Origin of the sequence: Enterococcus sp., assembly GCF_032555305.1 — a bacterium.
Classification (GTDB): domain Bacteria; phylum Bacillota; class Bacilli; order Lactobacillales; family Enterococcaceae; genus Enterococcus_A.
Genome location: NZ_JAWGOQ010000015.1, coordinates 16635 through 29976, shown reverse-complemented (window position 1 = coordinate 29976; position 13342 = coordinate 16635). Strand labels below are relative to the sequence as shown.

Below are 13342 nucleotides of genomic sequence, written 5' to 3'. Positions count from 1 at the left end.
GCCTTTCAATTTAGTAGCCTGCAGCTGGTTGTCCATAGACATCGCTTTGTTGTCCCACACCTGCATTAGGATCTGTCGCTCCGCCATAACCTTGATTCGGATCTGTATATCCTTGGTCATATTGGTTTGGATCGCTATATCCCTGATTATTTTGTGCAGTATCGTCGTTCTGTTGATAACCACTATCTGTACTTGACGAATCTCCGTAAACACCGTTATTATCATAACTATTCGGATCATCGTAGCCTGGTGCAAATTGACTGGTATCCTCACTTGCCTTGCCATCAGAATCATCATAGAACAAAGTATCCGCATCGGTTTCCTTCAGATTCGATAAAGTTTCATCTGTCGGTATTTCTAATTGCTTCTTCAATGTATTTTGAATATCAAGCAATTCATTTACCCCTAATATCTGGTAATAAATCTCATCAATCATCTGACTCTTACCAACTAATTGTTTTTGTTTGATCGTATCAAAAGCGGATAGATAGTTGGTCCCAATATCCATCATATCGTCCCAATCTAAATCCGTCTTCATATTTTTCTCTACTGCCTTTAAGATTTTCCGATAATTTCCGACACCATTAATGGACATCGCTTTCCGTAAAATCTTAGTAACCACTTCTCGCTGCCGTTTCTGCCGCCCAACATCGCCTTCTGGATCTTCGTAACGCATACGCGCATATGCTAGACCTTTTTCGCCGTCTAAAGTCTGTTTTCCTTTCTCTACATGAATGCCATCTAAAGTAAAGTCAATTTTATTATTCACTTCAATTCCACCAACGGCATCAATCAAATCTTTTAATCCACGCATATTGATTGATACATAATGATCCAGAGGAATATCTAATAACGTTTCAATTGTATCCATAGACATTTTTACTCCACCAAAAGCATACGCGTGATTTAATTTGTCATTCGTTCCATAACCGACGATTTTAGTCAAAATATCTCGATCTAAACTGACAATCGTTGATTTTTTTTGTTTTGGATTAATTGTCACTACCATCATACTATCTGAGCGTCCTTGATCGGAACGACCTAAATCACCGGTGTCTATACCAGCAAGAAGGATTGAGAACGGCTCTGCATTGTCGATGTTCGGTTTATCTCCGCTTTCACGTTTTAAGCTTGTTCGCTTGACGGTTTGACGGATATTGCTGATCATTTTACTCGCATCATTTGTCACTTGGACAGCGTAGTATGTGATCCCACCAATAAATAAATTCAATAGGATCAACAATCCTATGACAACTTTTTTCCACCGACTCATAGCACACCTCTATCAACGAATTTTTTCGTTTTATTTTCTCACAGATCGCCCGTCTGTTCAACCGCAGCAAAAAAATAATTAGTTTTATATAATGGAAACTTATAAAATAATGATTATTAATTTACCGTTCGACTTAGAGTTATACCATAAAAATATGAAGAATTTTGGAAGAGAAAAAATTTAAATAGATGATTCCACAAAAAATTGGAAAGACCGAATACTCCAGTCTTTCCAATTCATCATTTTGATTATTTAGCAGCTGCTAAATTTTCGTTTGCTTGATCCCAATTTACAACATCCCAGAAAGCTGCAATGTAGTCAGGACGTACATTTTTGTATTTCAAGTAGTAAGCATGTTCCCAAACATCTAATCCGATGATTGGTGTTTTACCATCCGTTAATGGGCTATCTTGATTAGCAGTTGAAGTAATTTCTAATTTTCCATTATTCATTACTAGCCATGCCCAGCCAGAACCAAAACGGCCTGTTGCTGCAGTTTTGAATTCTTCCTTCATTTTTTCAAAGCTGCCGAACGCTTCATTGATTGCATCTTTAATTGCGCCTGTTGGTTCGCCGCCAGCATTTGGCGCCATAATTTTCCAGAAGAAGCTGTGGTTTGCATGCCCGCCACCATTGTTACGTACTGCTGTACGAATGTCTTCTGGAACTTCATTTAAGTTCGTCACAAGTTCTTCAACTGATTGCTCTGCTAATTCTGGATATTTTTCAATCGCAGCATTTAAATTAGTTACATAAGTGTTATGGTGCTTGTCATGATGCAAATGCATCGTTTCAACATCGATATAAGGCTCCAATGCGTCGTAGCCATAAGGTAGATCTGGTAAAGTATAAGCCATAGTTCAATTCCTCCTTAAAATATCTTACATCTTAACTGTAACAAACATTGCAAACTTCTTCAAAACATCTGCCTACTGTGCAGAAGAATTCGTTTTCTCATCCTCAATAATCTCAACTTTTTTGAAAATAAACACTTTACTGAAAACATAATTGGCGATAACGACAACGACTTGAGTAATTATTTTTGCTATTAGATTACCAGTGTGCAACATATCGATAAATAGATACATACAAATCATATCCATACCAAATGATACCACACGAGCAAAAACAAATTTCCCGAATTCCCAAGCTAGTTCTTTGAAATTTCCGGTTTTTGATTGAAAAACCCAAACTTTATTCGTAACATAAGCAAAAAGAACAGAACAGATCCACGAAATAGCGTTAGAGACAGGCCAGCTTAAATGAAATAATTGAAAAGCCATTGCATAGGTAACAATATTTACAACAGTCGCAAGACCACCAAAAAACAAATAAATAAAAACTTCCCACAATCTTTTTTCTTCTAAATAATTTTTAAATGCCTGATAGATTTTCATGACTACTCACTTTCTTATTCTTCTCTTCTTTAAGTACGATAGCGAACCCAGAAAAAATAGTCAATTCTTTCTTGCTTTCTTTTTACATTTTTACAGTTCGCCTTGTTATTTCAAGCCTGTTTCGCTACAATGGCTCTTGTATATAAAGATTGGAGCGATCACATGACTTTTCGTCAATTAATCAAAGGATCCCTATTTCGCTTTGAGGATCTAAAATCAGCAAAGGATACGCCTTTTTGGAAATCGATTGTTTATCTGCTAGGACTGAGTCTGCTCTTAGCCATTCCGAGTGTCTATCAAGCGCTTCAGGTAATGAATCAACTAAAGGCTGATAGCTTGGAAATTGCTGAAAAAATTCCCGATTTCACAATTGAAAATGGTCAAATCCATACAGATCAACCAGAAAAAGGCTTCATCTATCAAACTAATTCAATTATTTTGACCTTTGATCCTGCGGGAAAACGTTCGCAGCAAGATGTTGAGAAAGATTTGATCGGAAATTATTTCAGTGTTGGATTGTTAAAAGATCAGGCTATCGTAGTCTTACCGGATTATGGTGGTGTTAGTTCTGCAATGTTCGGTGACAATGTTCTGAAATTCTCATACAAACAAGCCCCATTAAAAAATATGACTGGAGATAACATAAGAACTGGTCTTGAAGATTTGGAAATGCCCGTTTGGACACCGCTGGTGATGTTGTTAGCAGGAATTTACCCTTCCTTCATTAATTTATTTATCACCTTGATCTTTGCAGGTATTGCCGGTATGATTGTGGCAAAACTTAGATTGCGGCGAGTGACTTTCTTTGAATGCTTCAAGACAATTATTTTCTGTGCAACGATTCCAACTATCTTAGCTACTATCGTGCTACTATTTCAACCAAATTTCGACTCAAGTATACTCATAACTCTTATCAGTTTGTTTATCTTTTTCCAAGTCATCAATCATTTTCCAAAAATTGAATTACCAACCAACTAACTGCTTATGAGTCAATAAGCAGTTTTTTTTAGCAAGCTTTGTTAAAATGAAATTGAAGATTCTAAATGCAAATTGAAGTGAGGTACAAACCATGACAAAGCCAATTATTTACTTACAGAGAACCTTTCGTGAGGAATTTATAGATAAAATTCACACAATCGCTCCCGAGTATCAAATTAAAACAGAATTAACGAATGCTGACCTATCCGTTGTAGAAATCTCAGTCGGCTGGTCAAAACAATTTGGTGAATCATTACTAGCATCTGATAACTTGAAGTGGGTACAGTCGATTTCAGCAGGGGTGGACTATTTACCGTTAAAGGATTTTTCTGATCGAAACATTCTACTATCTAATGGCAGTGGCATTCATGCACTATCAATCAGTGAACATATTATCGGTGTCCTATTAGGCTATTATCGAGGATTGAATGAGGCAGTAAAAAAACAAGAACAGGAAGCTTGGGCACAAGACTCAATTCACTACGATCAGCTTTCCGGCAAAAATTTATTAGTGGTGGGTACCGGACACATCGGGCAGCAGCTTTCCAAGTCAATTCATAGCTTAGGAGTAAATGTTTATGGGATCAATACTACCGGCCATCCTGCTGAAGGGTTTGTTGAGACCTATTCTATTAAAAACATGGCGAAGATTGTACCTGAGATGGACATTGTAGTAGGAATCTTACCTGGAACTCCCGCGACCTATCACATTTTCAATAGCGATATTTTCGACAAAATGAAAAAGACCGCCGTCTTCATAAACGTCGGTCGTGGTGACACCGTTCATACAAAAGAATTAACCTTAGCTTTAGAGCAAAAAAGCATTGCCTTTGCTGCCCTGGATGTATTCGAAGAAGAACCCTTGCCAAAAGAAAAGCCATTATGGAAATTCGATAACGTTCTAATTACACCCCATATCTCAGGCATGACAGTTGATTTTCAAAATAAATTTATGAAAATCTTTTTAGCCAACTTAAAGAGCTATGTTGCGGATAAAGAGTTGTCAGTTAATCAAGTCGAGTTGAAACGCGGATACTAAAAAAGTTGGAGATTATTTCTCCAACTTTTTTTCAGTCTCCTTAACAATATAGACTGGTCGTTTCTTAGTTTCCATAAATATCTTCCCAATATACTTTCCAATAATACCAATACACAACAATTGTACCCCACCTATAAAGAGGACAATTGTCACCATAGACGGCCACCCCGCCGTTGGATCACCAAATAGTAAAGCACGCACAATGATAAAAATCATTGCGATCACAGCGACTAGACAGGAAAAAGCTCCTACAAATGAAGCAATATTCAATGGTGCATCCGAAAAATTGACTATTCCATCAATTGAGTAATTGAATAGTTTCCAAAAAGACCATGATGTCTCTCCAGCTGCACGTTCACGATTTTCGAACGAAATATATTCTGTCTTGAATCCAACCCAACTAAACAAGCCTTTTGAAAAACGGTTATGTTCGGTTAATTCTAAAATTGCATCCACCATTTGTCTGGTCATTAAACGATAGTCTCGCGCGCCATCAACCATTTCTGTCTCGCTAATTCTATTAATTAATTGATAAAATTTCTTCGCAAAAAAGCTGCGAATCGGCGGTTCTCCCTTACGATCCGCGCGACGCGTTCCGACACAATCAATATCTGAAGACTCAATCATCTCGATCATTTGTGGTAACAGTTCTGGAGGATCTTGCAAATCAACATCCATTACAGTCACAAGTTCTCCCTCTGACGCTTGCAATCCTGCATATAAAGCCGCTTCTTTCCCAAAATTTCGAGAAAAAGAAATATATCGGACAAAACTATGTTCAAAAGCTAAATCTCTTAGCACTTGTAGGGTCAAATCTTTTGACCCATCGTTAATAAAGATATATTCGAAATCAAGAGAAACGATTTCCTTTACTTTTTCCATTTCTGTAAAAAAAAGAGGAATAGCTTCCTCCTCATTAAAACAAGGAACAATAATTGATAACATTTTGATCTTCCTTTTTTATCTAAAAGCTCCCTTTGGATTTTCAGATTGATTAAAATTCACAGAATCTAATACTTTACCACTATTCTTATCAAAAACCACAAAATTTAAGCCATCCATATTTCTAGATAATTGTAAATCATCTATTTTCACATACGCAAATCTTTGATTCTCATAATGGGTATAGCTACTTTCTAGTTTTATTAGTTTCTTATTTATTGTTGTTCTCAATGAGCTGAAATTATTTTTTGTAATCCCTTTATCATTTTTTGAGTTTAATACCCCACAATAAGTCATCTCCATATTATTTGATATTTGAAAATTCGGGAACAATTTTTGAACTTGTGCGAAATCCTCACTATTTATACTCTCTGAATAATTTATAGCAACTAAAGCCACCACATAGTCCTTCTCAGCCATTACTTTTAAATATTCAGTCAAGTTACTGATTTTCATTAAACTTGGATCACCATTCAAATAGATATTATTCCAATCGGCTATGGAAATAGCTTTTACTGACTTCAGACCGAAATACCTTGCAGTAGAGCGATTAATCTGACTATCAGTATCTAAACCGACATGTGACAGGATATTAGAATAGGCTGGATAATTAGTATTATTAGAACTATCAATATCGGCAAAAAGTGGATTCAAGTTCCCAGATTCTTTCTGCTTTTCCAAATATTCATAGCGTTTATTTATTGAGATATAAGACTTTCCTATATCAGCAATACCCAAAATAAATGAAAATACGAAAGGAATTATTAAAATCGCGGATAGAACAACATATGCATATTTTATTCCTGATTTTTCAATATTTAGATTATCGGGATAATTCATAAATAGAGCAATTATAAAATATAAAACCCCTCCATAAAATGATCTTCCCCAATTAAGACCAGAGGGAGAAAGAGATAGCACATAAATTGTTGCCAAACCAGCAATGACATATCCTAAACCTATGAATGACCTAATCGAATTTTTATGAACTAAGAAACCTAGTATAATGAATATTCCTAATAAAATGAAAAAAAGAATAGCATGGTCTTTTAAATTTTCAGTAATTTGTATAATACCTAAGATTAATTTTTTTGAAAAAGACCAAGTAGCCCTTTCGAAATACGTTGATCGAATAGCATTACCCGGCGCACTAACCATTAGTATTAATCCAATCGTCATTCCAACTATCCCTGATGTCATCCAAGGTTTAAAGTGATTATTTTTAAATTTCATAACTAATACATACATAATTACGATCAATAATGCCCCCCCTGATGTATTCTCGTTGCACCAACCAGAAACGACACCAAATAAAAGCATTAATATAATCCCTACTACTCTATATCTCTCAAGAAAACTATTTGATTGTGTCAAATATGCTTTATGATAAATTGCTATCATAGATAGCATAATAATACTACCCCATAAATAATTGGCTGATCCTGTTTCCCATAAAAAAACTTGACCAAAAGTTGGTATGAAAAGCCATAAAGCAACACTTATCAATAAATACTTACCAATTGAATATTTCTTGTTATGAGTCCACCTTGATATATAAAATATTAGTAATGTCAAATAGGCAAAAGCTAATGAGTTAAATATATTAAATATAAATTTTGGCATTAAAAGAAAAATTCTAGCTATTATATGAACTATTGAGCGTCCAGTCCACGTCATGTACTGTGTGTATTCATTCTGTAGAATGGTTGAAAAATCTTGTGTCTTGTATAAATACTCTAAATCATCCGCAATTAAGGGGGTTAAAAAATTTAGAACCAGCATAACAAGAAAAACAATACTAACACTCATCATAAAAAAAAATTTACTACTTAAACTGAACTTTTTTTTCACTCTCTTACTCCTCTATATTAATATAGGAAAATATTGAACTACAGCGAGTTAATAGTAAACTCATATTTTGGTTCATCTAGTTCCGCATCATAATCTACAACCAAATCGTATCCTTTAAAAAACCATTCATCTGCTTCTTCAACAAAGAACATCATACCATTAGCATTTTCTTCAAGCAATGGGTTTTCTGGAATATCCACCGACATTCCTACTGAAAAACCATCGTGTACCTGTGTTTTTCCATAGACCTTGCCATAAAACTTGATGCCTTGTCCTTCTGCTAATTCAAGTTCGCGTTTGAACCATTCTTGGGCTTTTGGTGTTATTGTTAACTTCATTTATTGAACCACCTATCCATTCATTTTTTCATCTAAATAATCTACGTCTTCATCACGACCGATTACTACTAAATGGTCATCCTTTTGCACGACCTCTTCGGCTGGCGGAGTAACGATCGGATCTTGATTGTCGCGGCGAATCGCTACTACATTCAAGCCAAAACGTTGGCGGAAATCTAGCTCATCCAGTGTTTTTCCATAAAATTTACGATTGGTTACATTGATCTCTGCCAAAGAGAATTCATCTGAAAGCTCTAAATAATCCAGAATATTTTTTGAAACTAGATTATGCGCTATCCGTTGTCCCATATCACGTTCAGGATGGACAACGCGGTCAGCACCGATCTTTTCTAATACACGTGCATGGTATTCATTTTGCGCTTTGGCTAAGATGTTTGGCACACCCATTTCTTTGACCATCAAAGTCACTAAAATACTCGCTTGGATATCCTCACCGATGGCCACAATCACATGATCAAAGTTGCGGATTCCTAGTGATCGTAAAGTCATCTCATCCTGTGCATTTGCGACTACGGCATGAGTGGCAATATTCATATATTCATTCACACGATCTTCGCTGCTGTCGATCGCCAAAACCTCTTGTCCCGATTCAATCAGTGTCCGGCACATACTACCACCGAATCTACCTAATCCAATGATCACAAAACTCTGTTTCATATTATCTCCTCGCACTAAACTAGTCATTTTTTATTTCACTTTCTAAGTATAGCAAAGAACGGGTTGATAAAACAGAGATGAACTCTCTATTTTATCAACCCGTGTTTAAAGGCATAGATCGCTGCTTGTGTCCGATCTTCTACCTCCAGCTTAGCCAAAATATTGGATACATGTGTTTTTACTGTTTTCAACGTGATGAATAACTCATCGGCAATTTCTTGATTACTCATTCCTTGCGCGATCAATAGCAATATCTCCTGTTCGCGATTCGTCAATTCTTCATGCAGAACATGACGGTTACGATTTGATAATTGCTCCATCATCTTTGTTGTCACTTCTGGTTCTAGGACGCGCTCTCCATTGAACGTTTTTCGAATAGCGTTCGCGATCTCATGAGCAGTCGATGTTTTCAGCAAATAACCAGATGCCCCTGCTTCGATTGCTGGGTATACCTTTTCATCATCGATAAAACTGGTTACAATCAAGATTTTAGCCTCTGGCCATTCCTTCAAAATTTTCTTAGTTGATTCAATTCCATCCATTACTTCCATCACTAAGTCCATTAAAATTACATCTGGCCGAAGATCCATTGCCTTCTCGTAGCCTTCCTCGCCATTTTCCGCCTCGCCTACGACTTCTACATCCGCTTGGATCGATAGATAAGAAGAAACGCCTAAACGAACCATTTCGTGATCATCCACTAATAACACTCGTATCATATTCTGCCTCCTTGTATATTCGATTTGTATGACCTTTGTCATTCAACTATAATGCAATCCTACTATTATTTGAACTGACTTCCTTATTTCGCTTCTATTGACATTGTCAGACAATATCTGACAACAGAATTTTAAATTACTAACCCGATTATTCATTTCCATTCGCTGCTAATGAACTTTCAATGTTTGAATTGGCATCTTCAACAACCGGAACTTTAATCTCAATACTCGTTCCTTGACCCTTGAAACTAATAATCTTAGTTGAGCCGCCAACCCCAGCGATTCGTTCACGAATATTTCGCAGTCCATAGCTCCCGGCATGTTCATCTTTAGCTTCAAAACCGACCCCATCATCGATGACACGCAGCAAGATGCTCTGGCCAACAATTTTCAGATAGACTTCCAACTCATTCGCTTTCGCGTGACGCAGCGTGTTGGAGAGTAATTCTTGTACCACACGGAACAATTGGTCTTCGATACCAGCTGAAACTTGGATATCTTGGACATCCCATTTCAACTGAATCTGAATCTTTGTCTGCAGCTCTTTCAGCAGCTGCTCGATCCCTTGCCGCAGACTCTTTCCTTCTAAACTGATAGGTCGCAAATGAAGAAGCAATGCCCGCATTTCTGATTGGGCCGCATTGATAATATCAGCTACCATCGCCAATTGCTTTTTGTAGGGCTCTAGCTCTTCCGAATGCTGAGACTGCTCATTCAGGGCTGACATCATCATCATTGCCGCAAACAGCTGTTGAGAAACTGAATCGTGCAATTCTCGGGCTAAACGATGCCTTTCTTCTTCTAAAATCTTTTCTTTCGTTGTCCCATCCACCATTTGCGGCTGATTACTTAATTGCTGCAGTTCCCGTGACATACTGACTAGTTTTTCTTTGATCCGTTTAATATCATGGTCTACCAGAAGCATCTCTTTATTTTGGGAGATGGCAACATCTAAAGAAGGCTGATCGTAATCACCAGAAGCTAAGTTCTGTAGTTTCCCTTCGATTTTTCCCAGTTGACGTTTTTCTAAAAACGTCACAAGAAAATAGACTGCCGCACTCACAGTCAAGGAAATGACGATAATGTGAACAAATAAAGGAATATAAAAAATTCGTGCTACGAATAATTGCCCAAACATCTGCTTTTTACCAATTGCGTACATGTACAAAAATAACGTTGTCAGAATCAATAAAAAGGAGATCAGCCCAGAATAAAGGGAAATTTGTAAACGAGAATATTTCCCCATCATACGCGGATCACCTCGACATCTCCAACCAATGTATTGGTCACAATTTTTAATCTTCGAGGACTTTCATCGTAATCCTCACTATACATCTTGATTGTTTCATTACGAAGAACCTGTGTGTCCTCATCAAAATCAACTTTCCCATACAATGTTGCATGTTCGAAAAGAATACCGATCCCATAAGGAACTAATATACGTGTCCTTCCAAAACCCTTACGAACAATCACTATACTATCCTCTTTCGGCAGTAATGTATTTCCTAGGTCAACGATCGTATCTCCAGCTAGAACTGCTACGTTAATATCATCCCACTCGAAAACTTGTGTCCCGATTCGATCATTTCCAATCCAGCTTTGTTTCTTCCGCTCGCCATTATGACTCGTCGGATCTGTGGTTTCCACCATCACGATGCTCTTCTTATTCTTTAAGGATCGATTCGGCATGGAGATGCCTGCAATTTCAAACCCCTTAAGGCCAAGAAATATTACAGCAAAAATCAACATCAACCAAGTCGCAGGACTATTCACTAAACAGATGATTAAAATCACAGAGCCTAAGATCAATTGGAATTTGCTACGACGATGTTTCCGTAAAGCCCAATAGATATTCAATGCTCCAAACAGAAGCATAATCAACATAAAGGGATTTGAAGATAATTGCCATAATAAGAAAATTGCAAGCAAGGCTTCAATTACAATGAAAAAGCGCCACGGACTTTTCATTTTGTCTTCCTCCCAACTTTTTATTTATACCTTATTCTACTTTCTTTACGTTCTAAATACTATCGGTCTAAAGTCGCAACCTCCGTCAATAGAACCTAAAATAAAAGAGGCGACCAGCGCCTCTTACGTTTACTTCTAGTTTTGTTTTACATCAACGATCTTGACTTCCATGTTTCCGCCTGGTGTTGCAATTGTCACAACATCCCCAACACTTTTGCCAATCAGCGCTTGTGCGATCGGTGAATCATTTGAGATTTTACCAGTCAATGGATCTGCTTCAGCTTTCCCAACGATCGTATATTCTTCTTCTTCATCATCAGGCAGTTCAACAAAAGTTACAGTCTTGCCGATTGAGATTTCATCTGAGTCAACATTTTCGTTGTCAATAATTTGCGCGAAACGAATCATATTTTCTAAAGTACTAATACGTCCCTCAACAAAGGCTTGTTCATCTTTAGCAGATTCATACTCAGAGTTTTCAGATAAATCGCCAAAGCTGCGGGCAATTTTAATTCTTTCAATGATTTCTCCACGTTTTACTGTTTTTAATTCTTCTAATTCCTGCTCTAACTTTTCTTTTCCCTCTAGAGTCATTGGATATGTTTTTTCTACCATTTTTCTTCTCCTTCAATCAACAAAATTACGAAAGGTAATCCTTTATAGATTTTATCCACAAAAGATTACCACGTAATTACTGTAATGTAAATTGTTTATTTCTCTTTATTGACATATTTTTCAACCAATTCCATATGCTCTTCATAAGTTTTGGCATAATAAACTTTTCCGGTCGAGATATCTGCAACAAAGTAATAGTTCTCATTCTTGGTCGGATCAAGTACAGCCAAGATTGCTTCTTGACTTGGATTATCGAATGGTCCAGGTCCATAACCAGAATTCGTGTACAAGTTATAAGGCGAATCAACCTCTGTATCTTTGATCGTGACAACCTCTTTATGCTCACCTAACGCATATAGAATTGAAATATCTGATTGTAACGGCATTTGCGCTTCAATCCGGTTAAAGAAGACTTGCGCGATTTTTTTGCGGTCAGATTGAGTTACCCCTTCTTTTTCTACTAATGACGCTAAAGTCATGACTTCCTGAACAGTTAACCCTTTTTCTTTGATCTGACTATAATAAGGGGTTAATACTTGATTCATCGTATCAACCATCTGTGTCACTAAATCTTCCAGACTCCTATTCTTGTGAACATTATAGGTTGCTGGGAATAAATAGCCTTCTAAGCGATAACGCACATCCTTGGCATTACCTGCGTCCGTTAACAGATCAGGATACTGAGCTTTCAATTGATCAAAGAATTTTTCATCTTTCATTACTTTGATGAAATCTTCTTTCTTGAAGTCTGTCTTTTTAGCAACTAAGCTGGCAATCTTATCGACATCGTATCCTTCAGGAACAGTTAATTTGGATGCATCGTCAAGTGGTTCAGCACTGCCTCCCTGTTGTAACTCTTTACTGATTTGATCTAACGTCATGTTGGGTGAAAATTGATAATAACCCGCTTGAAAATTCGTCAGGTTCTTAAATTTAGTATAGAAGTTGAAGACCATCCCATCGCGAATGACATCTCCTTCTTCCAATATATCGCCAATCTGACGATTTGAAGATCCACTTGGAACTTCTACCTGTACTAATTTTTTATCATTCTTATCTAATGGCTTTAACCCAGCACTGACATAATTATAGCCTGAGATTGCTAAAATTCCGGCGACGATCAAAATCCCAATCGTCAATATATATACGATTTTGCGGACGACTCGATCCTCTTTGCGACGTTCTGCTCGTTTCAAGTTGCTCTCCTCACTTAAATCCCCTTCAAATTCATCATCCATACTGCGAAGCTCATCAAACTTTTCGCCTAGACGATGGAAAATCGATGGTTCTTCTTCAGTATTTCCATCACTTTTAGGCTGCTTTTCAACTTGATCTGTTGATTTCTTCGCAACAGGAGCAGCAGCTTTTGCCGTTTTATGAGATTCTGAATGACGGGATGATGCTTTTTTATTTGGTACTTTTGAAGGTTCAGACTTTTGCTCTTTCTTTTTAACAGCTTTCTTTTCTTCAACAGTTGTATTCTTAGCTTCTTTTGGTGACTCAACCTCTGATTTAGAAACCTTATCATCTGAAATGTTTTTTTC

Annotated in this window: 14 protein-coding genes; 2 read left to right on the top strand and 12 right to left on the bottom strand. The window is 37.0% G+C overall.

Annotation, left to right across the window (positions count from 1 at the left end):
• Window positions 1–10: 10 nt before the first annotated feature.
• The 3 genes from E6139_RS12155 to E6139_RS12145 all read right to left on the bottom strand — a co-directional run bounded on the left by E6139_RS12155 (window position 11) and on the right by E6139_RS12145 (window position 2670).
• Entirely contained in the window at window positions 11–1273 is a 1263-nt protein-coding gene (locus E6139_RS12155; protein ID WP_316403339.1) for an LCP family protein, read from the bottom strand.
• A 248-nt stretch (window positions 1274–1521) separates the two neighbouring features.
• Window positions 1522–2130, bottom strand: a complete 609-nt coding sequence (locus E6139_RS12150; RefSeq protein ID WP_316403338.1) for a superoxide dismutase — start codon at window positions 2128–2130, stop codon at window positions 1522–1524.
• A 72-nt stretch (window positions 2131–2202) separates the two neighbouring features.
• Complete coding sequence (locus E6139_RS12145; protein WP_316403337.1) at window positions 2203–2670, bottom strand: GtrA family protein; 468 nt, start codon at window positions 2668–2670, stop codon at window positions 2203–2205.
• 162 nt (window positions 2671–2832) lie between these two features.
• On the opposite strand from E6139_RS12145, the gene E6139_RS12140 reads away from it, so the two are divergent.
• Entirely contained in the window at window positions 2833–3648 is an 816-nt protein-coding gene (locus tag E6139_RS12140; protein WP_316403336.1) for a DUF1189 domain-containing protein, read from the top strand.
• 91 nt (window positions 3649–3739) lie between these two features.
• On the top strand, window positions 3740–4687 hold the full coding sequence (locus E6139_RS12135) for a phosphoglycerate dehydrogenase (RefSeq protein WP_316403335.1): 948 nt from the start codon (window positions 3740–3742) through the stop codon (window positions 4685–4687).
• A 12-nt stretch (window positions 4688–4699) separates the two neighbouring features.
• On the opposite strand, the gene E6139_RS12130 is transcribed toward E6139_RS12135, so the two are convergent.
• From E6139_RS12130 to mltG, 9 genes are all read right to left on the bottom strand, one after another.
• Window positions 4700–5632 carry a glycosyltransferase family 2 protein gene (locus E6139_RS12130; RefSeq protein WP_316403334.1) on the bottom strand — a complete coding sequence of 311 codons (933 nt, stop codon included), beginning with the start codon at window positions 5630–5632 and terminating at the stop codon, window positions 4700–4702.
• A gap of 15 nt (window positions 5633–5647) precedes the next feature.
• The gene (locus tag E6139_RS12125; RefSeq protein ID WP_316403333.1) at window positions 5648–7480 is read right to left on the bottom strand and encodes a DUF6056 family protein; all 1833 of its coding nucleotides are present in this window, start codon (window positions 7478–7480) and stop codon (window positions 5648–5650) included.
• 38 nt (window positions 7481–7518) lie between these two features.
• Window positions 7519–7818, bottom strand: a complete 300-nt coding sequence (locus E6139_RS12120; RefSeq protein WP_316403332.1) for an iron-sulfur cluster biosynthesis protein — start codon at window positions 7816–7818, stop codon at window positions 7519–7521.
• A 12-nt stretch (window positions 7819–7830) separates the two neighbouring features.
• A complete protein-coding gene (locus E6139_RS12115; protein ID WP_316403331.1) occupies window positions 7831–8496 on the bottom strand; it encodes a TrkA family potassium uptake protein in 666 nt (221 codons plus the stop codon).
• An 86-nt stretch (window positions 8497–8582) separates the two neighbouring features.
• The gene (locus tag E6139_RS12110; protein WP_316403330.1) at window positions 8583–9215 is read right to left on the bottom strand and encodes a response regulator transcription factor; all 633 of its coding nucleotides are present in this window, start codon (window positions 9213–9215) and stop codon (window positions 8583–8585) included.
• Window positions 9216–9363: 148 nt separating this feature from the next.
• Window positions 9364–10464, bottom strand: coding sequence for a sensor histidine kinase (locus tag E6139_RS12105; RefSeq protein WP_316403329.1), 1101 nt, complete (start codon window positions 10462–10464; stop codon window positions 9364–9366).
• A complete protein-coding gene (liaF, locus tag E6139_RS12100; RefSeq protein ID WP_316403328.1) occupies window positions 10461–11183 on the bottom strand; it encodes a cell wall-active antibiotics response protein LiaF in 723 nt (240 codons plus the stop codon). The genes E6139_RS12105 and liaF overlap by 4 nt, the downstream gene beginning before the upstream one ends.
• Before the next feature lie 135 nt (window positions 11184–11318).
• Window positions 11319–11798, bottom strand: a complete 480-nt coding sequence (gene greA / locus E6139_RS12095; RefSeq protein ID WP_316403327.1) for a transcription elongation factor GreA — start codon at window positions 11796–11798, stop codon at window positions 11319–11321.
• A gap of 95 nt (window positions 11799–11893) precedes the next feature.
• On the bottom strand, window positions 11894–13036 hold the full coding sequence (mltG, locus tag E6139_RS12090; protein ID WP_316403401.1) for an endolytic transglycosylase MltG: 1143 nt from the start codon (window positions 13034–13036) through the stop codon (window positions 11894–11896).
• Window positions 13037–13342 lie beyond the last annotated feature (306 nt).